Below are 23,048 nucleotides of genomic sequence, written 5' to 3' on the forward strand. Positions count from 1 at the left end.
CGGCGTCTATCGGCGCGGGCGGGGCGGCGGGCCCGAGCCGCCGAGGGCGGTGGGCCGGGGCGCGTCGGCGCGGGGGAGAGGCGAGACGCGCAGGCCGGGGTCGAAGGCGCTGTTGCCGGCGTTCACGGAGCGGTCGATCTGCGTCGCCGCGCGGAGGTTGCCGCGCTGGAACGGGGCGACGGGGGTCCGGACGGCTCTCTCGATCTTGAGGGCGGCGGAGCGGTTGCCGCGTTCGAATGGCGCGATCGGGGTGCGGACGGCTTGCTCGATCTTGAGCGCGGCCTCGGTGTTGCCTCGCTCGAAGGGGGCGATGGGCATGCGCAGTGACTGATCGACCTTGAGCATCGCCTGCTGGAAGCCGGTGGTGAAGGGGTCGTAGCCGGGCTCGCCGATTCGTGGGAGATGATCCGATCGCGGCACGGCGGGGCCGGCCACGGGCGCCGCGAAGTTGCCGGGGAGGCAGACGGCCAGGGGCGGGCAGTAGGTTCGGCCCGGGAGGTAGGGGAGTCCGAGGGTGGAGATGGAGTAGCCGGGGTCGTCGGCGAACATCACGGCGTCGTACTGGACGGTGGTCGGCGGGAAGTCCTGCGGGGCCTCGTCGGCGGGGGTGTCCACTTGCGGCGCCGGATCGGGGCGGCCTCCGGTGGCGTTCGAGGGAACCACGATGGCGCCCGAGGGGGTGCGCTGCGCGACGACGGGCGGGGACTGGTGGAAGGTGAGGGCGTCGCTGGGAACCGGGATGGCCCTGGGGGCGTCCGACTGGGCGAGGGCGGCGGAGGACGCCAGGGCCGAGGCTGCTGTGATGAGCGTGGTGAAACGCATGGGCGGCTCTTTCGCTGTGTACCAGTCAGTACGAGTGTGGTGCGGGATGGGTGCTGAAACAAGGTGAAATCCGGAGTTTGAGGGAGGGATCCGGGGTGAGCGCCCGGCTCGTATCATCCGGGCCATGGCCATGCGTCAAAAACCCTCCCAGATTGCCTGGACTGCCGCGTGCATGACCGCGGCGGGGCTGCTGGCATCGTGCGGGGGTGAGCCGGTGGCTGTTCGCCCCAGCGACGGGACGGGGGCGATGGCCGCGGCGAGCCCGGTGGTGGTCGGGGGGGACAACGGGCTGGAACTGAGGTGGTGGGTGTCGTCGGCGAGCCCGGCGGAGTTTGGGGCGGTGCTGGCGGAGTACGCCGCGAGGCCGGTGCCGCTGGACCCGGGGCAGAAGCGGATGCTGGAGGCCAATGGTCTGCGGTGCGTGGCGGTGCCGCTGGAGCAGTTGCCGGAGGTGCAGTCGCGGCTCAGCGTGATCGGGGCGATGCAGCGGCAGTGGCTTGGGCAGGCGCCGGCGTGGATCGAGGCGGTGCCGGGGCCGTCGCGGCCGGGTGGGCAGACGATCGCGATGCACGATGGGCCGCTGCGGCTGGGGCCGGGGCGGCTGAGGCTGCTGGCCCGGTGCTGGACGATTCCGGTGGCGCCGCGAGCGGGGAGCGCGGGCGGGAGCGAAGCGGCTCTGCACATCGAGCTGATCCCTCAGCACGAGGAGCCGAAGCGGGATGAACTGAGCGACAGCGCCGGGCGGCTGAGGCTGAACCCGACGCCGGCGGCGGTGGAGGATCAGGGCCTGCTGTTCTCGCGGCTGCACGTCACGATGGAGGTGGCGGAAGGAGACGCGTACCTGCTCGTGCCGGAGTTGCCGGACACGATGTGGGAGGCGAGGACGGAGGGGGAGGCGACTGCTGAAGGGACGGCGAGCCGGCCGGCGGGGGCTGGCGGTGGGTCGGGGTCAGCGCCGCCGATCGGGCAGGTGGTGCGGGAGTCGGAGACGGGGCCGAAGCCGGGACGGGAGCAGGCGACGGGCGACCGGGGCCGGACCGGTCCGCCGGGGCCGCCATCGGCGCAGTTGCCGACGCTGGGGCAGGCGATGCTGATGTCGGTGGTGAAGATCCCGGACTCGGGCGTGGATCGGACGGTGAGGGCGGTCGTGCTGCTGGTGCCGCGGGTGCCGAAGGAGTACCGGCTGGTGCGGTAGCGGCGGGGGCAGGCGTGGGGGCAGGGGTGGGGTTGGGGAAGTCGGCGAAGGCGTCGGGGCGGATCTTGAGGATGGAGTCGGCGGCGAGGCGGGCCTGGCGCGGGTCGGCGAGGTTGGCCGCGATGCGGGCGAGGATCTCGAGGGCGAAGAGCCGGACGCGGTGGCAATACTCGGCGGCGGAAGCGGGCGGCGACTGTTGAGCGTGCATGGGTCCCCCTTTGGCGCGGCGTTCTGGCCGCGATGGGGGGACAGTACAGCGTGGCGGAGGGGATGCAAGAGGGAACCGGCGCAGTAGCGCGATTCAGCGCACAGGTGCGCTCCTGCGCGCGAGATTCCTTATTGCAGGCCGGTCTGGCGGGTCTCGACGACCTTGCCGGCGGCGAAGATGACGGTGATCTGCTTGCCCTTGTCCTTCCAGACGAAGACCCGCTCCTTGGCGGCATCGGAGCCGCTCATGAGGCCGCCTCCGGAGATGGAGGTGCCGCCGGAGGAGGTGTCCTCGGTGCCGGAGCCGAGGATGCCCTCAACCTGGGCGATGGTCATGCCCTTGGTGATCTGCTGGTAGTTGTCGATGGAGACCTTGGACTCGCAGGCGACCACGATGAGGAGCACAGAGGCAAGCAGGAGGGACGTGGTGAGGCGGGTGATGGTCGTCATGGGGAGGCTCCTTGGTGGATGCGGGGCATCCGGCCTGAGTCGTCCGTACTCCGGGAGAGGCTTTTCGGCAGGGTACCAGAGATGGGCGGAGTGAAGCGATGCGCGCGGGTGGTTCAGAGCGATGCGCCCTGAGTGTGCCGGGCGCGGTGGATGGAGAGGGCGACGTCCTGGCGGGGGAAGAGCAGGTCGAGGGTCCAATCGGCGGCCATGCGGATGCGACGGGACCAGCCGGGCATCTTCATGAGGTAGACGGTTCGCCAGAGGAACCACGCGAGGAAGCCGGAGATCTTGAAGCCGAAGATGCTGGCGACGCCGACGCGGCAGCCGAGGGCGGCGAGGTTGCCCTGGTCGGCGAGGTCGCAGGGGACGGGCGTCTGAGAGCGGACGGCGCGGGCGATATTGCTCGCGGCGTGGCGGCCCTGCTGGATCGCGAGTTGGGCGAGGGCGGGGTAGGGCTTGCCGTCGGGGGCGGGGATCGCCGCGGAATCGCCGATGCCCCAGACGCCGGGGAGGCCGTCGACGGTGAGGTCGCGCCGGCAGCGGATGTAGCCCTTGGCGTCGAGCGGAAGGCCGGAGCCATTGAGGAGCGGGCTGGGGGCGATGCCGGCGCACCAGAGGACGGTGCGGGCGCGGAGGGTGTCGCCGGACTCGAGCGTGACGGTGTTGGGGGTGACGCCGGAGACGGTGGTGTTGAAGCGGACATCCATGCCGCGGCGGGAGAGGTGGCGCAGGGCGTAGTCGGAGAGTTCGGGGCCGAGGGGGCCGAGGATGCGGTCGGAGCGTTCGACGAGGGTGACGCGGACGTCGTCGGGGGTGAGGTTGGGATAGTGGTGGGCGGCGCGCTGCATGAAGGCGAAGTACTCGCCCGCGGCCTCGACGCCGGTGAAGTTGCCGCCGACGACGACCCAGTGCAGAATCTCGCGGCGGAGGGCGGGGTCGTCGACGGCGTTGGCGAGTTCGAGGAGGGAGATGGCGCGGTCGCGGAGGGCGATGCCGTCGAAGATGCTCTTGATCTCGAAGGCGTGCTCGCGGAGGCCGGGAACGGGGGGATCCGGCTGGCGGGTGACGCTGCCGAGGGAGACGACGAGGTGATCGGCGGCGAGGGAGCGGACGCCGGGCTCGCCGGGGAGGGTGTAGTCGACGCGCCGGGCGGGAGCGTCGATGGCCACGACCTCCGACATGATGAAATCGACGCGGCGGATGAAGGAGCGGATGGGGACGACCGCGTGGCGGGGCTCGAGGCTGCCGGTGCCGGCCTCGATGAGGAGGGGGAAGAACATGAGGTAGTTGTGGCGGTCGAGGAGGACGATGTCGGCCTCATCGGAGCGCAGGCGGCGCTCCAGGGCCTGGGCGCAGTAGGCGCCGGCGAACCCGCCTCCGGCGATGACGATGCGTGGACGGGCGGGCATGGGGCGCTCCGCGGCTGGGCGGCGCTACGGCCACCCCGGGGATCGTATTGGACCGCGCGGGTGCGGGCTTGGGATCCACGCGGGGTCTGGTAGCATGGGCAGCCCCCCTCCCCCCTCCCCCACACACTCCCCGCGTCTCCGGAATTGTGCGGGCGACTGATCGAGGTGATTGCTCATGACGACATCGAGAACGGCGGTGTTGATGGCGGCGGGCGCGTGGGTGCTCGTGTTGGCGGGAGCCGGTTTGCCGATGCGCGAAGCGGAGGCGCAGACAACGCGCCGGGGCAATGCCGCCGCGGAGGAGCGGGCGAAGGCGGCCGAGGCGAAGGCCGCGGAGAAGGCGCGGCTTGACGCGGCGGTGAGCAAGGGCGTTGACCTGATCGTGGGGATGCAGGAGGGAGATGGGAACGGCGAGTGGCCGTACGAGGGGGTGTACCGCGTGGGCGGGAAGATCCCGGTCGGCTACCGCGTAGGGGGAACGGGGATCGCGGCGCTGGCGGTGGTGCAGTCGCCGGGGTATGCGGTGGAGGGAGCGGACGGGCCGAGGCACGCGGCGGTGCGGCGCGGAGTCGAGTTCATCTCGAAGGGGCTGGAGCACCCGCTGATGTCGTACGAGGACTACGACGCGGGGTACGACGTCCGCGGCTGGGGGTATACGTATTCGCTGCTGCTGTGCCTGAGGCTCAAGGAGATGGGGCAGGTTCCGGCGGGGCTGGAGGAGGCGGTGGAGAAGATCATTGCGTTTGACCTCGCGGCGATCCCGGCGACGGAGATCCCGCAGGCGGGCGGGTGGAACTACGCGAGGCCGGCGGGGCGGGACAAGGTGGCGCCGCCCTCGCCGTTCATGACCGCGCCGACGCTGCAGGCGCTGTTCGAGGCGAAGCGGCTGGGGTACGCGGTGGACGAGGGGGTGGTGAACCGGGGGCTGGATTCGCTGGAGCGGGCGCGCGGGCCGGCGGGGGCGATCTCGTACACGACGCCGCCCGAGGGGAAGCAGGCGCGGGACCCGGTGCCCGGTGCGGTGGGGCGAATGCTGGCGACGGAGACAACGCTGGCGCTGGCAGGGCGCGGGAGCGTGTCGAACATCCGCGGGGCGGTGGACGCATTCATCGTGCACTGGGAGTGGCTGAACAAGCGGCGGGCGCAGCAGGGGACGCACGTGCCGCCGTACATGATCGCGCCGTATTACTTTTACTACGCGCACTACTACGCGGCGCAGGCGATCGAGATGCTGCCGAGCGCGGAGCGGGCGGAGTACCGGCGGCGGGTGAACGACCTGCTCTTCTCGGTGCAGCTGGAGGACGGGTCGTGGAACGACCGGGTGTTCCCGCGGACGGCGAACTTCGGGACGTCGATGGCGGTGATGGCGCTGCGGATGCCGGACCTGAAGAGCCCGGCGCCGTGGAGGGCGGGGGCGCCGGCGGAGGGGGAAGAGAAGAAGGGCGAGGGTGATGGGGGCTGATGGCTCCGCGGCGAATCGCCCGGCTGTGATTGACCCGGATCGGCCTCGAAAACCAAAGCGGTCGTCGTGTGCGCCGGGTGTGTCGCGTGGGGTTCGGGTAGGCTCGTGGCGTGGGCAGCGAAACGGGACAGCATGGGCCGCGGGTGTCGGGGGCGTGCTACGCGAGTTTCGCGTACGACGTGGGGTTCGCCGTGGACTTGGAGAGGGCGCAGGGGCTGATCGCCGCCGCGGCGGAAGCGGAGGCGTCGGCGCCGGCCGGTGACGGGGAGCGGGGTGCGGCGGTGCAGCGCGGCGAGTTGCGGCACCATCGGCGGGCGCCCAAGTCGTTCCAGTTCAGGCCCGCGCCGCTGGTGGTGACGCGCGAGGCGAGGCCGATGGAGATCATGCCCGGGTGGAGCACGGCGGGGATCGAGTATGTCGTCTACGACTTCGGGGCGGTGTCGGTCACGTACCGGATCCCGATCGAGGGCGAACGGGAGCTGGGGGCGCTGCAGGGGCTGGGCGAGGCGCTGTACGACTGCAGGCTGCTGCTGACCGACTCGCGCGAGCGCGTCACGCGGCTGATGGGGCTGCTGTCGGGGGCGATCAGCAGCCCGATGCTGGTGGACACGGTGGAGGACTACGTGGTGCACCGGCTGTCGCTCGTTGAGGGCGGCGGCGGGCGGACGGCGCCGGCAGAGTTCATCGAGCAGAACCGGCGGGCGGTGGCGCAGATCCTCCGCGGCGAGCGGGAGCGGCTGTCGGAGCGGGAGATCGCCGATGCGCTGAGCGCGCGGATCGCCTACGGCGAGGAGGACGAGGCGGTGATCGACTTCAGCGCGGCGATCCTGGTCTCGCCGGACGCGGCGTCCGCGGCGGAGGACGAGGTTCGGGACGTGCTGGAGTTCGCGAACGTCGAGCTGCTGGAGATGCGGTACCTCGACGACCAGCTCGACGCGGCGATGGAGAGCGCGTACCGGTTGATGTCTCGCGACCGGTCGGGCCCGGGCGTTGGAGTGGCGGAGTCGGCGGCGGAGAGGCTGGGCGCGACGGAGGCGGGGCGGCTGGCGAGGCTGGCGCGGATGCAGGTGGACGGGGCGGTGCTGTACGAGGCGGTGAACAACTCGCTCAAGCTCATCGGCGATCACTACCTCGCCCGGGTGTACCGCCTGGCGGCGCAGCGCATGCACCTGCCGGACTGGGACGCGAGCATCATGCGGAAGATCCAGACGCTCGAGAGCATCTACCAGAAGGTCTCGGACCGGCAGACGAACCGGCGGATGGAGATCCTCGAGTGGATCATCATCGTGCTGATCGCGCTGGAGATCGTGATCAGTTTCGTGCCGGGGCTGAGGCACTAGGCGCTAGGTGAACGTCGTCTCGTACAGCTCGCCCCACTCGCGGGCCGTGTCGTCCAGGGAGTACGGCGTTCCGCACTCGGGGCAGCGGCCGGCGGGGGCGAGCCCGTCGAGCACGTAGTGGCAGACGACGCAGACGTGGCCGCGGTGGGCCCGCAGGTGCTGGACGTGGCGGCGGGTCGCCCATGCGTTGAGTTCGATGACCGGGATGATCATCACCGCGAAGGCGACCAGGAATGTGATTCCATACGGCGGCCAGCCTGGCAGGGTGGCGATCGCCTTGGCCAAGAGGGACGCACCGAGCAGCAGGAGCATCGACGCGATCTCGCACAGCCGCTCCACGCGGGAAATCCGCCTGTGGAGCATGCGTTGCCGGCGGCGTCTGGCAAAGTAGCCGATGGATCGTCCTCGCTCACTGCTGCGTCGCGGCGGGCGGGCCCGGGGGTGGCTTTGCGGTGCAGCCCATCACCGACTTCAGCCCCGAGATCGCGGACTGCCATGCCCGGGATTGTGCCGGCGTCGGACGACCCACGTTCAAGAACGTGCCATCGAACCGGAGCTTGATCCTGACGCTTCGTCCCACGCGGGGGAGATCCCGGAAGTGCTGGAGCGTGAGCCGCTCGTCGACCCGGTGGAAGAACTCGAGGACGAGCCGGACCTTGGCGCGGAGAACCGGGTTCTTCCGGTAGGCGTCCCAGAACGCCGGCTCGTTGTCCATCATCGCGCTGGTGATGCAGGAGAAGTCGCCGGCGAGGCTCGCCGTCGCGTGGGGGCACAGGAACCCCTTCGCCTGCAGTTCGCTGGTGCTCAGGCCGGCGAGGGCCCTGTCACTGCTGGTGGACCGGTAGTCAAAACCGTCCGGGAGCAGCAGCCCCCAGGCGCCAAGGTCCATCATGTCGAGCCTGGCGATGAGGACGGCTCGGCACAGGGCGAAGTGAACCTCTCGCTCGATCACGGCCGAATGGAATGGCGCTCCGGATCGCGAGAGCGACGACAGGTAGATCGTCCGCTCGTCCCGGAGCGACCGGCAGTACCGGCCCTCTGCGCGGATCACGCCGGCGAAACAGGCCGAATCCATGTACGTTTCGAAGAACCCCGGCGGGTACTTGGACACGGCCTGTGCGATGGTCGCTTCGAGGTACGCCTTGTCGTCCTCTCGTGGCGGCACGACCGTTAGTCCCCAGCGCGGAGCCCGCCAGGACTCGGGGAATACGGACGTGTCGGTGACCCAGGAGACCGCAACCGGCCTCGACACGGGCTCGGCTCGCTCAGCCGCGCTCGCAGGTGGGTCGTTCGGGAGTCCTGCGCCGGACGACATGCCCACCACACCGGCGGCCGCGAGGCCGATGAGCAGACAGCGCAGGCCGCACCGTGGCAACTCGTCGTGTATCTGCTGCGCCATGGGCCGATCCCCGTGGGGGTGCCGTATCGAGCGAGACTCGGCCCAGCATACCCCGGCCTCCCGCGGCCTCCAACTGCATTCTTCCTGCCGGAACTGGGGGTGGGGAACCTAGCAGCTCCCGGCCAGTTCGCTAAGCCAGGTGCTCACGAACGTCGCAACGTCGGCCGGCTCGATCGCGCTGTTGCCGTCGAAGTCGCCTGCGGTCGTGCCCTGCTGCAGGCTTGCCAACCAGTCGTTGATGAACGCCGCGACGTCGGTCGGCGTGACGGTTCCATCGAGGTTCCAGTCGCTGGCGCAGGCCGTCTGTATCCGGCCCCTGATGGTGAGCAGCAGCGGCGCTGGATTGTCCGAGGCGCCGGGGATGTCCTCATCACTGAACCGGAGGGAGAGCACCTCGGTGAACTCGCCCGGCACGGCCGTGCTGATCGACACAAGGAAGACATGTTGGCCGCCGGGCTCGAGAGCCTGGAACGGCGTCAGGGTGGCGGTGATCGCCGGTGTGTCGGGCGCGGTGAGAACCTCGTCCAGGTCGAGCGCCGCCGTGAGCAACCCGGGCGACGCCACGTTGAAGATCGACACCGGGGCTTCAGGAGCAGCGGAGCCCAGGGTGACGGCGCCGAAGTCGACTTCGAGACTGGTCGTCGCCGCCTCGGCGGAGAATGAGGCACGGGCGTGTTCGGCGACTTCGACATGAATCTCAGACGAGACCACCTGCGTCACGGGGGCGCCCGGGCTGTCGGTCGTCACCGTGACGCTGCCGCTTCGTGGACCGGAGGCCTGAGTGTCGATGGGGCTCTGGACCCGGACCGGCGCGGAGGCCGCCGCGGCGACGCCGCTGATCGGGGGCGCCGCGAGACCCCCAGCGGCCTGGACCGTGAATGAGAGCAGATCCGCGCCGATCGGGATGCTCACGAGCGCCGAGTTGGTGATGGACACATCGAGCGAGAGAGGAGTTCCCCTGATGACCCTCGGCGCGGGCGTGGTCACCACCACGTTCATCCGTGCGGGAAGCTGGTAGTCGGCGACGACGGGGAGATGGTCGGACACGCGTTCCAGGGTCTGGAGGAGACCGGTGATGTCCGCCGGGGTGACACCGGGGAAGTACGGTTGCAGCCATGATGGGGCGGCGACGGAGAGGTTGGCGTTGTAGCTGTGCCCGGAGTTGCCAAGGGCGTGGTACGTGCCGGGGATGTAGGCAAAGCCGCGCCCGGAGAGGACCGGAGCGGTCGTCATCTGCCAATCGAACCGATCGTCAAGGCCGCCGCCGGTCTGGCCCGGGTAGTTCTGGTTCATGGAGACAACGGGCGACTGGGTGTGGACGTCAGCGAAAGCGGGGTTGCTGCCCCAGAGGCCGACGCGATTCAGGGGATCGAACGCCTGGCCGTCGCCGGGAGCGGTCAGCGTGGACCACATGGTCTCGTTGCTGCCGTAGATGTTGAAGTCACCCGAATAGATGATCCGGGCATTGGGGCCGAGCGCGGCCGCATCAGCCCGGACCATCTGCGCCTCGACGTTGCGGCGGATCGCGTCCGAGTCGCCGGCCTTGTAATGGTTTGAGTAGAGGTAGAAGTCCGCCGCGGAGGTGTAGCCAACCGGGCGGAGCCGGAAGCGCATGGGCTGGCGTGGGGCGCCGGAGCCGCTGGTCGTGCCGATGCGATTCTGGCCGATCAACTGGACCGTCTGCGTGTTGAAGATGATCGCCTGCGTGGTGTCGCCGGCGCCGGCCAGTGTGGAGCGGGCGTAGATGCCCGTTCCGTAGGCCGCGTCCAGGGTCGCGAGGATCGATTGCGTTACGGCGAGCGCGGCGTCCTGCTCCTGGAGGGAGAGGACATCGATCGGCCGGGCGATTCCCGAGCGGGTCTCGGTTCCGATCGCGGTCAGGACGTCCTGCATCCCGGCGCGGTTGGCGCCGCCGGTGTTGTACGACACGATGCGGAGCTGTGCGCAGGCGGTCGAGGCGAGGACCATGGCGGCGGCGCAGGCCGCGGTGCGTCGGGCGGCGGGGAGTTCATGTCGTGGGTTCGGCATCGGCGCTTCCCGGGGCGGGGGGGAGGGGGGCAAGCGGAAAAGGGGCTCTCCGCGCGAAGCGGAGAGCCCCCGGGGCAGAAACAAACAGGCGCGGGCCTCTTACGGACAGCCAAGGCCGCCTGGGGTGGTGCCGCCGACCCAGTTCTGAATAAACACGGCGATGTCGGACGGCTCGATGAGGCCGTTGCAGTCGACGTCGGCCTGGAGCGCGATGCTCGGGCCGGGGTTCGCGATCGCGTACGACCACGACTGGATGTACTGCGCGATGTCGGCGGGCTCGACCGTCCCGTTGCGATCCCAGTCGCCGACGCACTCGCTGCTGTCCGAGACGCCGTTCGCGCCGCCCGCCACGGGGAAGCCGTTCTGGGCGGGAGCGCTCTTGGTGAAGCAGTCGGGTCCGATCACCACGGACTCCTCGGTCACCTCCATGCGGAGGTAGGGGGCGAGGTAGACGCCGTTGAAGGTGAACTGGCCTTCGAGCCCGGCGCCGACGTTGGCGACGCCCTCGACGACGATGCGGAACGTGGCGCCGGAGTTGAGGGCGGAGATGATGATCTGCTTGCCGGTCGGATCGATCGTGGTGAGGTCCAGCGTGTGACGCTCGGCGCCGTTGCCCCAGTTGACGTCATAGAGCCCGGACCCGAGCAGGTACTTGGTGCCCAGCTGCGTGCCGCACTGGTCGGCGTCGAGCTGGCACACGATCGGGCTGCCGGGCTGGATGCTGGTGGTGGTGTCGGTCACGACGTAGAACATCAGCGTGCCCGTGGTGTACCAGCTGGACGGTGGGTACCCCTCGGTGAGGTCGATGCTCATGGCGGTGATGTCGCCGACGTTGCCCGAGAACGAGCGGGCAAACGAGTCGGCGTAGCCGTTGTTGCGGTAGTCCAGCACACCGAAGGAGCGGAACTGCCCCTGGCCGGGGCCCTCGATGTTGAAGTAGGACTTGCCGTTGGCGCCGGCGCGGGGGCCGCTGGCCAGCACCGTGGCGTTGTCGAAGCTGTAGCCGCCGATGATCTCGCCGGCTTGCGCGATACCGACAGCACTCGAACAGGCGAGCAGGAACGCGGTCAGGGAACGCTGCATGGGGTTTCCTCCAGAATATAAAGATCATGTCATCGTGGTGTATGGCACACGCCGCCGACCACATAACAAGTGACGTGATGAAATTAGACTGCACGCGGTGCAATCACAACTCTCCGGATGACAAGCTTGGATCAACGTTCCGTGAACGAGCCGCTACACAGAGCGGTCTCGGGCGGCGTCACGCAGGAATACAGGGGTTTCCGTGGGCACGAACCGGCAACATGGTGCGCCGACAGAGGAGTGATCTCTCTCGCTCCGGTGCGCGTGCGTGCGCTAAGAGTGCAAAGATTGCAAAGATCACTGCTGTGATCGTGTGCATTTCTTAACCGGATCGACGCGATCCAGACCTGCGAGAGTTCCGCCTGCGTCCCTAGACTCGAACGAGGCTGCGTGATTTGGGCGGCCGTGTGGAGGACGCATGAGACAACGAGGATTTACGCTGATCGAACTGCTGGTCGTCATCGCGATCATCGCGTTGCTCGTCGGCCTGCTGCTGCCGGCGCTCGCGGGCGCCCGCGAGGCCGGGCGCGCGGTGGTGTGCCAGGCGCACCAGCGCGGCGTCGTGCTCGCCATGGCGGGCTACGAGACCGACAACAAGGGCTTCCTGGTCGGACCGAACACCTCGGGATCGGATCTGCAGCAGAATCGTCCGTATGTCGAGGGATCGGACTCGCCGACCCAGGACTGGGACTTCGTGTCGCCGCTGCTGGGCGACAGCCTCAACCTGCCGCGTGAGCAGCTCCTGAAGTTCCAGGAGATCTGCATGACCAAGCTGCGGTGCCCGTCAAACAGAACGAGGTACCTCCGGCGGTTCGCCGGATCACCCCTGCCGATGGAGGCCCGCGGCGAGCAGCCCTTCACGCTGAGCTACCTCACGCCCGCGTACTTCCAGTTGTACCCGACCGGTGTTAGCACCGTGAACGGACGGTCCGTGGAGTCTGTGCCGTCAAACGAGCCGATCGCCCTGGACCGCGGGTACTCGCCGCGGATCGACCTGATCGGCGACAGCCCGTCGAGAAAGATCATGGCCTTCGAGGGGGCGAGGTACTTCGACCCGGCGTACAACGGCTTCGACTACACGACGAGCACGAACGGCACCGGGCTGGTCGGAACCCCGCAGGGCAACTTCCTCTCCCGCGGCAACGCGTTCATGGGCTCCGGGGAGAACTACATCCGGGAGTCGTGGCGCGGGTACAAGCCCAGCGAGGTGTGCAAGCAGATCTCGCTGAGGCACTCCGAGAAGATGAACGCCGGGATGTTCGACGGCCACGTCGAGGCGCTGGACAATGTCAAGAGCGCGAACCCGGCGCTGTACGCCCCGTCCCGCTCCAGGCTGGTGTCGCCGTTCCAGACGTGGTGGATGAACCTCGGGCCGGCCAACTCGCCGCTCAAGATTCCCAACGCGGTGATCCCCTAACTCAGAGCGGCGTCGTCGCGGGCGCCGGCTTCAGAACCGAGGCCCGGGCGCCGTTTGGCCCGGCCAGCCCCCCGGTCAACGTTCCCCCGCCTCAGGCGGCGGGGAACGGCCCGGGCGGTGATACCATGCGGACAGGCGCGGCTCCTGGGCACGACAACGGGCCACGCCGTGCTGTTGTGCCCGTCCGTCATCCACCCGCCCATCACCTGCCCGGGGATCTGGAAGCCAATGAGCTACGCCGTTCTCGCACGCCGGTACCGGTCGCAGTCGTTCGACGAACTGGTCGCCCAGGATCCGATCACGCGGACGCTGCGCAACGCGATCGAACAGAACCGCGTCGGCCACGCCTACCTCTTCTGCGGGACGCGCGGCGTCGGGAAGACCTCCACCGCCCGCCTCTTCGCCAAGGCCCTCAACGCTCCCGGCGACGAGCCCGCGGACGTTGCCGAGGCGATCATGCAGGGGCGCGATGTCGACGTGATCGAGATCGACGGGGCGAGCACCAACAAGGTGGACGACGTCCGCGAACTGATCGCCAACTGCGTCTACCGCCCGCTCCGCGGCCGTAAGAAGATCTACATCATCGACGAGGTCCACGCGATCTCGACCCAGGCGTTCCAGGCCCTGCTCAAGACCATGGAGGAGCCGCCGGAGCACGTCGTCTTCATCCTCTGCACCACCGAGTCGCACAAGGTTCCCGCGACGATCCAGTCCCGCTGCCAGCGGTTCGACTTCCGGCCGATCCCCACGGCCAAGATCGCCGAGCACCTGCGGCGCGTGCTGGCGGACGAGAAGATCAAGGCCGAGCCCGAGCTGGTGCACATGGTGGCGCGGCTGGGGAACGGCTCGATGCGCGACGCCCTGTCGCTGCTGGACCGGCTGCTCGCCGCGCACGATGCGGACACGAGCGGGGCGCTCTCCGTGGCGCTCCTGGAGAGCCTGCTGGGGATGCCCGACCGGGTCCTCGTCACGGGCCTGATCGACGCGCTTGCCGACGGCGACGCCGCGGCGGCGCTGACCAGGTCCGACGAACTGCTCAAGCGCGGCACGCCGATCGATCAGTTTCTCTCTACGCTCGCCGACCGGCTCCGCGATCTCATGGTCATGGCCGCCTGCGGCGCCAAGACCGACCTTGTGGAGATCTCCCCCGAGGCCCGCGCGGAGACCGCGGCCCAGGCCGCCCGGTTCGACCCCGCGGGGCTGGTGCACATGATCGCGCTGTGCGACTCGGTCGCCCGCGCCGTGAAGAACACGGCGGCGCCCCGCGCGGTGCTCGATGCGCTCATGGTGCGGCTGGCGATGACGGAGAAGCTGGCGGACGTCACGAGCCTCGTCTCGGGGCGCGGCGGCGCCGCCGGGATAAGTGCCCCCGCGGGCAACGGGAGCGCCGGGCCAAAAAAACGCTGAGGGGAGCGGACGAGGCGCCCCCGCCCGCACCCGCGGCGGAGGCCGCACCGCTCCCCGGGCCCAACCCGCCCGCATCGTCCGATCCGCCACGCGCCGCTCCGCCGGCACCGGGTCCGTCCGGGATTGTCCCGCCGTGGAGACTTGCGACCGTGCGCGTTGGCGGCATCACCGGCTCCCCCGCCGCGGCCGCGCCCACCTCACCACCGCCCCCGGCATCTGCACCGCCCGCGGCCCCCGCCCCCCCCCACTTCCATTCCGCATCAGCCGAGGCGGCCCCGGCCGGCGATGACGACAGGGAGCCAACCACCGCTGCGCGGCCGCCGTCAGACCCGATGACGAATCCGCTCGTCAAGAAGGCGGTGGAACTGCTGGGGGCGAAAGTGGTCGACGTCCGGCCGCGAGGGCCTCGCCAGGAGTAGCCGCTACCTCGTGCGACACGCCCCGGTATCGCAGGACGCTCCGCCGGTGACGCGACCGCCAAGCCGGTGCCGGTTCGCCGCGATTACGCGGTAGGAGGCGTCCGCGACCTGCCGCAGGCCGGGGATGTAGTACGCCATGGCAATGGGCCGCAGCAGCGGGCGGGTCGCCAGCATCCGCGACACCGCCTCAAACCCGGCGAAGACCCGACCATCTGGCCGCACCAATCGGATTGCGCGGCTGGCCTCATCGAACGAGACCTGCGGGAACCGGGCCATCACCTTCGGGTCGTTGGAATCGAGGGCCACGACCGAGCCCGGTCGAGCGAGGCGCAGCAGCCGACGCGTGCTGGCGACGCAGAAGCGGCACTGCCCGTCGAACAGCAGCGCTGATGGCGCGGGGACGAGGGCCATGAGCCATCGTAGTCGGTGGGCGCCGCACGCGGGCCCGTTGGTGGTAGGATCCGCACTCGCTCCGGCCGTACCGACCCCGTGCTCCCGCGACACTCCGTGGCGGAGCCGGCGCCGGGCTCGCCGGACGCTTCGAGGAGCACACGCCCATGTCCAGCCGATTCGGGATGATCACGATCGTTGGTGCGATGGCAGTGGTATCCGCCGCGATGCCCGGGTGCAAGAGCCCCGACAAGGGAGCGAGCGGCGCCACGCTGCCCGGTGTCAAAGTGAACCCTGCAAACGTGCAGGCGATCGCGATGTCGCCGACGCCGCCCGCCAACGCCACGCAGACGACCTCGATCGGCGAGGGCGCGACCACGATGTGGACCGCGGATTCGCCGACCGACACAGACACCTCATGGGTCGCCGAGATCGACATCGACGGGGACGGAGTCGTCGAGGAAACGTCGCTCCTCTGGGACGACGAGAACAAGATCCTTTTCGCCTATGCCAGCACCGACGTCCCCTGCGCCCAAGGCGGCATGGCGATGGCCTCGCTCCTGATCGGCGTGAACGGCAAGGACAACCCGCGCGGCAGGGCGCCCGGATCGGGCTTCTATGCCGTGTTCCTCGACGCGAGCGAATGCGGCGCCGCACTCGCGGGTCTGTATGGCGCCAGGTTTGATGCGAGCGGCGTCATCATCGCCGAGGGCGCGGTCGTCATCGATCAGACGGCCGACGATGTGACCATCGTCGCGGTGGGCATGCGTCAGGCCGGGAACTAATCCAAAGAAGCCGCGCCATCGGGCGCTCCCGCACCCCCAGAACGCGTTCGGGAGCGCCCCGCGGGTCCGCATCGAGTCACTGAGCACTTATACTCGCTCCATGAAGGCCCTCGAGTCCTACACGATCCAGGAGTTCCTCGATGCCGTGTCGGCCAGGACCCCGACACCCGGCGGCGGTGCCGTCGCCTCGGCCGTGGGCGCCCTCGGGGCGTCGCTCGCGGGGATGGTGGTCGCGTATTCGGTAGGCAAGAAATCACTCGAAGCCGGACGCAGCGAGCTGGAAAAGGCTGTGCTGGCTCTCACACGGGCACGCGCCGTGCTGGCGGAACTGGCCCGCGAGGACGCGGCGGCGTACGAAGCCGTCAACACGCTGATGCGGCTCCCCGAGACCGATGAGCGCCGCGCGAGGGAGTGGGCGAGCGCGGCCTCGCTTGCCGTGGAGGTGCCCCGGAGCGTCGCCGGGGCGTGCTGCGATCTGCTGCGGCTCTTCGAGCACCTCGCGCCGATCACCAACCCGCAGCTGCGGTCCGACCTCGCGATCGCGGCGGTGCTCGCCGAGGCGGCGGCACGCTCGGCGTGGTGGAACGTGGCGGTCAACCTCCCGCTGCTCGCGGATGAAGCAGAGCGCGGGCGGCTCCGGTCCGGGATGCTGGAGATGCTCGCCTCGGCGCGGGAGCGCCTGGCGAAGATCGAGCGAGCCTGCGGCGGCTAAGGCCTACTTCTTCGCCGGCAGCAGCGGGTGGCGGAGAACCGCCATCGCGGGGATCGGCGGGTAACGCAGGCGGTAGCGAAACAGATGGAAGTCGCCAAGGTTGTGCCCCAGCCGCGACGCGACATTCGCGGCCAGTTCGTGGTACCTCGGCACGTCTGGCGAGGGTGTCTCCGGCTGCATCAGGCCCAGGTCGACGATGTCGGTCGGCACCGGCAGGATCGCGGCCTCCGAGCCCGGATCCGGGTACTGCGGACCGCCCGGGAACTGGCTGTAGACATGCACGCTCGGATTAAGCGCAAACCCCAGATCGCGGTGCACGAACAGATCCAGCGAGAGCGATTCGACCGGGGTGCACAGGTTCGTACCGTGATCGCCGGGTTCGCCAGGGGAGGCCTCGTACATGGAAACCGAGCCGCGGTCGATCCACCCGCTGAAGACCGTCGCCGCCGCGGTATACCCGACGGGCCCTTCCGAGAGCATGTACCGCATCACACCCGGTGGATACTCGACCACGCGGAGTTCCGGAAGCGGCGCGGTGCAGTAGTCGTGCAGGAGCGGCGCCTCGAAGCCCGTGACCCGCGGGTCGATCGGCTCCTCGTGGCTGGCGTGCCCGTTCTGCGTGCCGATCTCCCCCCCCCAGTCCTTGCGCGACGCGATCGCCCACGGAACATCGGGCCGCAGCCGGCAGAAATCGATGAGCCCGACGCACACGGCGAGATCGAGTTTGCCCGCCTCTTTGCTCGGCGCCATGAAACTCAGCCCGATCTGCGATGCCGCACGCACGCCAAGCAAGGCACTATTGGCCTGGAACCCGTTGCGGCGGAAGGTCTCCAGCCTCTTGTGCGCCGATTTCCGCGCCCCCACGCTGACCATCATCTCCAGCGTCTCGCGGTCCCGGGTGTGGGTCTCGATGAACCGCTCGAACTCTTCCTGCGCCCGCCAGAGCGATTCGACCCGCTCCGCCGTGGCGCCGTGCTTGGCCATCGCCGAAGCGAAAATCCGCAGACCCGCGCGGCTGGGAAGGTGCTGCAGCGACTCCCACGGATCTTCCTCACGCACAGCCCGTGCAATCCGCCACGTCAGCGTCTTGTCCAGGCCAAAGCGTCGCGAGACGTCCTGCGGCTCATCAGGGTTTGCTCCGACCGAGGTCAGAAGCTCAACCAGTGCCCGGCGCAGACGGTGGACCGCCAGCTTGCCGTCGTTCAGTATCGGTTTGGGTTCAAGGGTTGTCACTGGATACTTGGGGGGAGTAATCGGCGCGTCATGGTGCTTGGCGTCACCGTACAGGGGTTTCAGCAACGGAACACCGGGAGTGTACGCCAAGACGAGCCGCCGCCCAATGTCAAAAGAAAATTCTCCTGAGAAAACTGGAAAGAAACCTTGCGAGGATCCTTTGCGAAGGTACAGTTGCCCCGTTGCGGTGTCCGTGTGACCGCGGGAGCGGAAGGAGCTCGGCATGACTTCGAGGCGTTCTCGAGAGTTTGACCGGAGCGGATTGCGGAACAGCCGCGTACTCAGGAGAGAGACGATGACGAAGACTGCAGCACTGATGATGGTCGCGGCGGTGGGGTTGGCGAGCGTGGCGAACGCCGACGTCCTCTGGGACCAGCAGCCGGCTTACGACAACTTCAACCTGCCCGGCTTTATCGATACCGCGGGCACCGCGAGCCAGTTCGGCGGCTCGTACGCCAACTTCGTGGTGAGCGACGTCACGGTCCCGGCGGGCGGCTGGACGGTGCAGAGCGTGTCCACCTACTTCAGCGACCTCTCGTTCCAGGGCACGATCAGCACCGCCGTCCTGAACATCTTCCCCAAGTCCGGCGCCCTGCCGGTCGCGGGCAACGACCCCCGCCTGTCGCCCCTGGGCGGCGGCATCTCCGTCCCGGTGGGTGATGTGCGGACAACCGGGGGCGCCACGGTGCAGCCGGTCATGATCCTGACGGCCTCGGGCCTGAACATCAACCTCGCCGCCGGCGAGTACTGGATCGGCCTGACCCCCACGCTCACGGGCGGGTTCTTCGGGGTCGACGGCCACTGGCCGACCGAGCCCACGATCGGCGCCGCCTCGGCGAGCCGGTACTACGACAGCCAGTTCGGCGCGAGCCCGTGGACGAACGACAACCCCGGCGTTGACGCCGCGATCACCGTGACCGGCGTCGTCCCGGCCCCGGGCGCCGTGGCGCTCCTGGGTCTGGGCGGGCTGGTCGCGACGCGTCGCCGCCGCACCAACTGAGTTCTCACGACGTACCTCCGGGGGCTCCGCGGAAGCGCGGGGCCCTCGCTTCCCCAGGTCAACATCCTCAGACACCGATCTCACGGAGGCTTCTAGATGGCGAATCAACGCGTGTTGCGCTTCGTAACGCCCATGGTGTGCGCGGGCATCGCTTCTCTTGCGGCTGCGCAGCAGCCGAAGATGATCATCACCGGCATCAACAACGACATGGCGGCGACGGGCAACGGCGTTTCGGGCCTGGTCAACGTCGGACTCACCGGCGCCAACTCCAACTACTCGACCGTCCCGATCATCTGGTCGCGCGGCTCGGGGTACACGATGATCCCCGGCACGGCGCACCCGGGCGGCACGACCGTCTCGTGCTCCGCGGACATGGGCGCCCTGGCCATGGGCTCGCCCAACACCGCCAACTGGGGTTCGCTGAACTGCTTCAAGGGCTACGACTCGAGCGGCAACCTTCTCCCGCAAACCCAGCCGTGCTACATCCCCGCGATCAGCCACCGCTGGACGCAGGCTGGCGGATGGGTCAGCACCGGCTCGCTCCCCCGCTTCCCGGACCCGGTGACGGGCCGCATGATCGGCGGCACCCGCTGCGACGGGGACATCAACCTTCCCAAGGACATCTCCGGCAACGGCCGGTACGTGCTGGCCAACGCGTGGTCCGCCGTGGCGACCAACAGCTCCGGCGGCGTCGCGACCGGACTCTGCGGCAACTTCTTCCCCTTCCGCTACGACTCGGTGACGGGCGCCGTCGAGCAGCTCCCGGTGCAGCCGGGGACGAAGACCTCGCGCGCCGATTACATCAACTTCGACGGCAGTGTTATGACCGGCTACGACCTCGGCCAGACCGACTACGACGCCAACGACGACGGCATCCCCGACTCGATCGAGATCGGCCGCCGCCTCTGCGTCTGGCGCAACGGCGTGCAGACCCTGCTCGACACGACCTTCGGCGCCAAGGACAACGCGGCAATCAACGGGCCCGGGACGATCCTCGCCTCCGGCGCGACCTCGCTCTACGTCCGCCAGCACTTCCCCGGGCAATCCGGCGTCAAGCTCGTCCGCTGGACCTGGAACGGCAGCGCCTACATCCCCGAGAACCTCGGCCGCCCCGCGGACTATGTGGACCCCAACATCGGGACCCAGATCCCCTTCAGCGACCTGTGGGTCACCGGCGTCAGCGACGACGGCAACACCATCATCGGGTCAGCCCAGTACGGCGACCCGCCACCCGCGACCACCGGCCTCCGCCGGCCCTTCATCTGGCGTCCGTCGATCAACGGCGGCGTCCCGATGGACCTGCAGGCCTACATCGCCTCGATCGACAACCAGGCGTCGCCCATCTTCGTCCCCGGCCTGAGCCCCACCTACGCCTCGTCGCTCAGCGCCGACGGCAACGCCGTGCTCGTCACGCTCTTCGACGGCCGCAGCACCTGCGCCCCGCCGGTGCGCAGCCACCAGACCGGCAACGCGGGCATCATCTATCTCGACGGCAGCGGCATCGCCTGCGACCCGCCGCGCATCGGGATGGGCCCCGAGAGCTGGGCGGACACCTCCGGTCTCCGCTACGGCGTCTCCCTCAACGTGGTCGCCTCCGGCTCCTGGCCCCTCGAGTACCGCTGGCAGCGTGAAGACCCCCAGAACCCCGGCACCTGGAACGACCTCGACGAGTCCTGCCTGAACTTCAACGAGTTCGTCGAGTGGGAATACGAGGGCGTGTACAAGAACCAGCTCCGCATCGGCCCCGGCAACTTCGGAGGCAACCGCGCCGGCAACTACCGCGTGGTCGTCTCCAACTCCTGCGGCAGCGTCGCGAGCGCCCCGGCCACCGTCACCTTCGTCACCGGCGCCTGCTGCCTCAGCGGGGGGTGCTTCATCGACTACAGCTTCAAGTGCGTGACCGAGTACGGCGGCACGTACATGGGCGACAACTCCACCTGCGAGTCCGCCGTCTGCTTCCCGGTTCCCGCGGACTGCTTCAGGAAGGTCGCCGCTCCGCAGAACGGCGTGAACATCGCCGGCGGCAGCGACGGTATCGCCGATGAGACGCAGTGCGTCGGCGACTGGGACCGCAACGGCGTCGTCGAGCCGTCCGACATCGCGCAGTTCATCCAGGCCTGGTCCTACGCCGTGGCCAACCCCGGCACGCCCGGCGTCAGTCTCTACGCCGATGTCGACTGCAACCAGGTGGTCGAGCCCTCGGACATCGCCGTGTTCATCCAGCGCTGGGTGGGCGGCACCACGCCGGGCAACCTCGGCTGCAACTGATTCAACTGATCGGAGTCGGCCTGCCTTTGGGGGCATGTCCGACGCCATCCTGGGGCGATCCGCTCTACCTCCGCGGATCGCCCCTTTTTCATGCGCCGGTCGGACCCTGGACGGTTTCCCGCAGGTGCGTGCGGCCACATTCCACCCGGCATGCCGTCCCTACACTCGCCCGTGAACCCCGCCCTTTCCCGGACCGACCGGCTCACGATCATCCTCGAGATGCTCCGCGCCGTCAGCCGTCAGACCGATCCCAACCTCGCCTCGTTCGAGTTCTCCTCCCGCTACTGGCGCCTCAGGCACTTTGATTTCTTCCTCTCCCTTTCAACCCGCGGCCTCGACAAAGGCCAATACAAGATCACGCGCCGCCGCTCGGTCCAGCAGATCCTCGCCGACATCGATCGCGGCGGCCCCGCCCAGAACCCCTGGGCCGAGTGGTCGAGCAACCCCGTGCTCACCGGCGGCTTCCTCGGCGAGATCATCGCCAAGGCCGAGCCGCAGTTGTTCCGCAACCTCCGGCTCACCAACGACCCGGTCGTCGGCGACCTGCTCGCCGAGATGGGATCGTGCATCGCCGTCCCGCTCTACGACTCCGGCGAGCCCCTCAACTGGGCGCTCACCTTCCGGCGCGAGCCCGACGGCCTGGACGAGGAGGACCTCGAGGAATCGCTCATGGTCGGCAACCTCGTCGGCACCTCCACCCGCAACCTCGTCGCCGCGAACGAGGTGCGCCGCCTGAACGCGACCCTGCGGGCCCAGTTCGACGAGGTCGCGCGCGTGCAGCAGTCCCTCCTGCCGGCCGCCCACCCGGAGATCCCCGGCCTGAAGCTCGCCACCAGCTACCTCCCCTCCGATGTGGCCGGCGGCGACTACTACGACTTCTTCGAACTCCCCGGCGGCCGCTGGGGGATCCTCATCGCCGATGCCTCCGGGCACGGCGTCGGCGCCGCCACCGTGATGGCCATGCTCCACGCCATCCTCCACGCCTACGACGGACTCGCGCACGGGCCCGCCGCGGTCATGCAGTACGCCAACAAGCGGCTCACCGCCGCCCGCATGGACGGCGCGTTCGTCACCGGCGTCTTCGCCACCTACGACCCCGCCACCCACCGGCTGTCGTACGCCCGCGCCGGCCACCCGGCGCCGCTGGTCAAGGACGGCCGCTCGGGCGCCGTCTACCCGCTGGAAGGGGCCGCGACGCTGCCCATGGGCATCACCGACGACTACGACGTCGCTGAAGCCTCCGTCACCCTCCGCCCGGGGGACACCGTGGTCATGTACACCGACGGCATCACCGAGGCCTTCGCGCCGGGGACCAAGTCGATGTTCGGCACCGCCGGAATGATCGACGCCATGCTCCACTGCTCCGGCGATCCGGACTGCATCGTGGACTCCATCCACTCGGCCCTGTACAAGTTCACCGGCGTGCGAACGCGGGCCGACGACCAGACGCTCGTGGCATTGCAGGTCAGCGCCCCGGCACGCGGCTGACGCGCCGCAACGGCACGAACCTACCCTTCCTCCAGATGAGCCCGCGCGACCCGACACCACCAGCCCGCCCGACCGAGTGGTTCGCCCAGCCCGATGGCCCCGAGCAGGGCAAGGGCCTCCGCTTCGGCTGCACCATGTGCGGCAACTGCTGCTCCGGCCCCGAGGGGTACGTGCTGCTCAGCCCCGCCGAGATCACCGCCCTCGCCGGCCGCCTCAAGATCTCCGAGACCGAGTTCCGCCGCGCCTACATGCAAACCACCTCCGAGGGCCCCTCGCTCAAGGAAGTGCCCGCCCCGGCGCCCGCCAAGGGTCTCGACTGCATCTTCCTCGACCGCGCGAAGTTCCCCGGCAAGGCGGTCTGCGGCGTCTACGAAGACCGCCCCACCCAGTGCCGCACGTGGCCCTTCTGGCCCAGCGTGGTCAAGACGCGCCAGACCTGGGAACGCGCGAAGCGCACCTGCCCGGGCATCGACTCGGGCCGGCTCGTGCCCGTCCAGCAGGTGCGCATCCAGCGCGACGCCTTCGAGATCTAGA

General features: G+C 69.2%; 19 protein-coding genes and 1 pseudogene. 11 read left to right on the forward strand and 9 right to left on the reverse strand.

Annotated features, from left to right (window positions below; translation table 11 throughout):
* Positions 1–6 precede the first annotated feature (6 nt).
* A complete protein-coding gene (locus tag KF745_07820; GenBank protein MBX3358321.1) occupies positions 7–822 on the reverse strand; it encodes a hypothetical protein in 816 nt (271 codons plus the stop codon).
* Between the two features lie 124 nt (positions 823–946).
* Here KF745_07820 and KF745_07825 point away from each other — a divergent pair, with 124 nt between their 5' ends.
* On the forward strand, positions 947–2,017 hold the full coding sequence (locus KF745_07825) for a hypothetical protein (protein ID MBX3358322.1): 1,071 nt from the start codon (positions 947–949) through the stop codon (positions 2,015–2,017).
* Positions 2,018–2,353: 336 nt separating this feature from the next.
* On the opposite strand, the gene KF745_07830 is transcribed toward KF745_07825, so the two are convergent.
* Both KF745_07830 and KF745_07835 read right to left on the reverse strand, forming a co-directional pair.
* Positions 2,354–2,674 (reverse strand): hypothetical protein, encoded by a 321-nt coding sequence (locus KF745_07830; protein ID MBX3358323.1) that lies wholly within the window; start codon positions 2,672–2,674, stop codon positions 2,354–2,356.
* A 113-nt stretch (positions 2,675–2,787) separates the two neighbouring features.
* Positions 2,788–4,083: an NAD(P)/FAD-dependent oxidoreductase gene (locus KF745_07835; protein MBX3358324.1), complete on the reverse strand. Its 1,296-nt coding sequence runs from the start codon at positions 4,081–4,083 to the stop codon at positions 2,788–2,790.
* A gap of 175 nt (positions 4,084–4,258) precedes the next feature.
* Between KF745_07835 and KF745_07840 the strand changes: the two genes are divergently transcribed.
* Positions 4,259–5,545 carry a hypothetical protein gene (locus KF745_07840; protein ID MBX3358325.1) on the forward strand — a complete coding sequence of 429 codons (1,287 nt, stop codon included), beginning with the start codon at positions 4,259–4,261 and terminating at the stop codon, positions 5,543–5,545.
* 110 nt (positions 5,546–5,655) lie between these two features.
* Positions 5,656–6,885: a hypothetical protein gene (locus tag KF745_07845; GenBank protein MBX3358326.1), complete on the forward strand. Its 1,230-nt coding sequence runs from the start codon at positions 5,656–5,658 to the stop codon at positions 6,883–6,885.
* A gap of 3 nt (positions 6,886–6,888) precedes the next feature.
* Here the strand turns inward: KF745_07845 and KF745_07850 are convergent, their stop codons facing one another.
* From KF745_07850 to KF745_07865, 4 genes are all read right to left on the reverse strand, one after another.
* The gene (locus KF745_07850) at positions 6,889–7,248 is read right to left on the reverse strand and encodes a hypothetical protein (protein MBX3358327.1); all 360 of its coding nucleotides are present in this window, start codon (positions 7,246–7,248) and stop codon (positions 6,889–6,891) included.
* 46 nt (positions 7,249–7,294) lie between these two features.
* Positions 7,295–8,284: a hypothetical protein gene (locus tag KF745_07855; protein MBX3358328.1), complete on the reverse strand. Its 990-nt coding sequence runs from the start codon at positions 8,282–8,284 to the stop codon at positions 7,295–7,297.
* 108 nt (positions 8,285–8,392) lie between these two features.
* Complete coding sequence (locus tag KF745_07860) at positions 8,393–10,312, reverse strand: hypothetical protein (GenBank protein ID MBX3358329.1); 1,920 nt, start codon at positions 10,310–10,312, stop codon at positions 8,393–8,395.
* A 99-nt stretch (positions 10,313–10,411) separates the two neighbouring features.
* Positions 10,412–11,395 carry a hypothetical protein gene (locus KF745_07865; protein MBX3358330.1) on the reverse strand — a complete coding sequence of 328 codons (984 nt, stop codon included), beginning with the start codon at positions 11,393–11,395 and terminating at the stop codon, positions 10,412–10,414.
* A gap of 418 nt (positions 11,396–11,813) precedes the next feature.
* Between KF745_07865 and KF745_07870 the strand changes: the two are divergent.
* Together KF745_07870 and dnaX are read left to right on the forward strand one after the other, a co-directional pair.
* Positions 11,814–11,912: pseudogene (locus KF745_07870) on the forward strand (prepilin-type N-terminal cleavage/methylation domain-containing protein).
* Between the two features lie 1,128 nt (positions 11,913–13,040).
* Complete coding sequence (gene dnaX, locus KF745_07875; protein MBX3358331.1) at positions 13,041–14,219, forward strand: DNA polymerase III subunit gamma/tau; 1,179 nt, start codon at positions 13,041–13,043, stop codon at positions 14,217–14,219.
* A gap of 422 nt (positions 14,220–14,641) precedes the next feature.
* Here the strand turns inward: dnaX and KF745_07880 are convergent, their stop codons facing one another.
* Positions 14,642–15,049 carry a DUF393 domain-containing protein gene (locus KF745_07880; protein ID MBX3358332.1) on the reverse strand — a complete coding sequence of 136 codons (408 nt, stop codon included), beginning with the start codon at positions 15,047–15,049 and terminating at the stop codon, positions 14,642–14,644.
* Positions 15,050–15,195: 146 nt separating this feature from the next.
* On the opposite strand from KF745_07880, the gene KF745_07885 reads away from it, so the two are divergent.
* Both KF745_07885 and KF745_07890 read left to right on the forward strand, forming a co-directional pair.
* Entirely contained in the window at positions 15,196–15,813 is a 618-nt protein-coding gene (locus KF745_07885; protein MBX3358333.1) for a hypothetical protein, read from the forward strand.
* Between the two features lie 100 nt (positions 15,814–15,913).
* Entirely contained in the window at positions 15,914–16,525 is a 612-nt protein-coding gene (locus tag KF745_07890; GenBank protein ID MBX3358334.1) for a cyclodeaminase/cyclohydrolase family protein, read from the forward strand.
* A 3-nt stretch (positions 16,526–16,528) separates the two neighbouring features.
* Here the strand turns inward: KF745_07890 and KF745_07895 are convergent, their stop codons facing one another.
* A complete protein-coding gene (locus tag KF745_07895; GenBank protein MBX3358335.1) occupies positions 16,529–17,824 on the reverse strand; it encodes a hypothetical protein in 1,296 nt (431 codons plus the stop codon).
* A 229-nt stretch (positions 17,825–18,053) separates the two neighbouring features.
* Between KF745_07895 and KF745_07900 the strand changes: the two genes are divergently transcribed.
* The 4 genes from KF745_07900 to KF745_07915 all read left to right on the forward strand — a co-directional run bounded on the left by KF745_07900 (position 18,054) and on the right by KF745_07915 (position 23,047).
* Positions 18,054–18,758 carry a PEP-CTERM sorting domain-containing protein gene (locus KF745_07900; protein ID MBX3358336.1) on the forward strand — a complete coding sequence of 235 codons (705 nt, stop codon included), beginning with the start codon at positions 18,054–18,056 and terminating at the stop codon, positions 18,756–18,758.
* A gap of 96 nt (positions 18,759–18,854) precedes the next feature.
* Positions 18,855–21,026, forward strand: a complete 2,172-nt coding sequence (locus tag KF745_07905; GenBank protein ID MBX3358337.1) for a hypothetical protein — start codon at positions 18,855–18,857, stop codon at positions 21,024–21,026.
* Between the two features lie 171 nt (positions 21,027–21,197).
* Complete coding sequence (locus KF745_07910; protein ID MBX3358338.1) at positions 21,198–22,514, forward strand: serine/threonine-protein phosphatase; 1,317 nt, start codon at positions 21,198–21,200, stop codon at positions 22,512–22,514.
* A 35-nt stretch (positions 22,515–22,549) separates the two neighbouring features.
* The gene (locus KF745_07915) at positions 22,550–23,047 is read left to right on the forward strand and encodes a YkgJ family cysteine cluster protein (protein MBX3358339.1); all 498 of its coding nucleotides are present in this window, start codon (positions 22,550–22,552) and stop codon (positions 23,045–23,047) included.
* Position 23,048: the final 1 nt, after the last annotated feature.

Source organism: Phycisphaeraceae bacterium (assembly GCA_019636655.1).
Lineage (GTDB): Bacteria > Planctomycetota > Phycisphaerae > Phycisphaerales > UBA1924 > JAHBXB01.

Coding starts and splice junctions, on each gene's coding strand:
- KF745_07830 (MBX3358323.1), bottom strand. CDS start 2,674: ATGACGACCATCACCCGCCTCACCACGTCCCTCCTGCTTGCCTCTGTG.
- KF745_07890 (MBX3358334.1), top strand. CDS start 15,914: ATGAAGGCCCTCGAGTCCTACACGATCCAGGAGTTCCTCGATGCCGTG.
- KF745_07835 (MBX3358324.1), bottom strand. CDS start 4,083: ATGCCCGCCCGTCCACGCATCGTCATCGCCGGAGGCGGGTTCGCCGGC.
- KF745_07840 (MBX3358325.1), top strand. CDS start 4,259: ATGACGACATCGAGAACGGCGGTGTTGATGGCGGCGGGCGCGTGGGTG.
- dnaX (MBX3358331.1), top strand. CDS start 13,041: ATGAGCTACGCCGTTCTCGCACGCCGGTACCGGTCGCAGTCGTTCGAC.
- KF745_07850 (MBX3358327.1), bottom strand. CDS start 7,248: ATGCTCCACAGGCGGATTTCCCGCGTGGAGCGGCTGTGCGAGATCGCG.
- KF745_07865 (MBX3358330.1), bottom strand. CDS start 11,395: ATGCAGCGTTCCCTGACCGCGTTCCTGCTCGCCTGTTCGAGTGCTGTC.
- KF745_07825 (MBX3358322.1), top strand. CDS start 947: ATGGCCATGCGTCAAAAACCCTCCCAGATTGCCTGGACTGCCGCGTGC.
- KF745_07880 (MBX3358332.1), bottom strand. CDS start 15,049: ATGGCCCTCGTCCCCGCGCCATCAGCGCTGCTGTTCGACGGGCAGTGC.
- KF745_07820 (MBX3358321.1), bottom strand. CDS start 822: ATGCGTTTCACCACGCTCATCACAGCAGCCTCGGCCCTGGCGTCCTCC.
- KF745_07915 (MBX3358339.1), top strand. CDS start 22,550: ATGAGCCCGCGCGACCCGACACCACCAGCCCGCCCGACCGAGTGGTTC.
- KF745_07855 (MBX3358328.1), bottom strand. CDS start 8,284: ATGGCGCAGCAGATACACGACGAGTTGCCACGGTGCGGCCTGCGCTGT.
- KF745_07860 (MBX3358329.1), bottom strand. CDS start 10,312: ATGCCGAACCCACGACATGAACTCCCCGCCGCCCGACGCACCGCGGCC.
- KF745_07900 (MBX3358336.1), top strand. CDS start 18,054: ATGACGAAGACTGCAGCACTGATGATGGTCGCGGCGGTGGGGTTGGCG.
- KF745_07885 (MBX3358333.1), top strand. CDS start 15,196: ATGTCCAGCCGATTCGGGATGATCACGATCGTTGGTGCGATGGCAGTG.
- KF745_07905 (MBX3358337.1), top strand. CDS start 18,855: ATGGCGAATCAACGCGTGTTGCGCTTCGTAACGCCCATGGTGTGCGCG.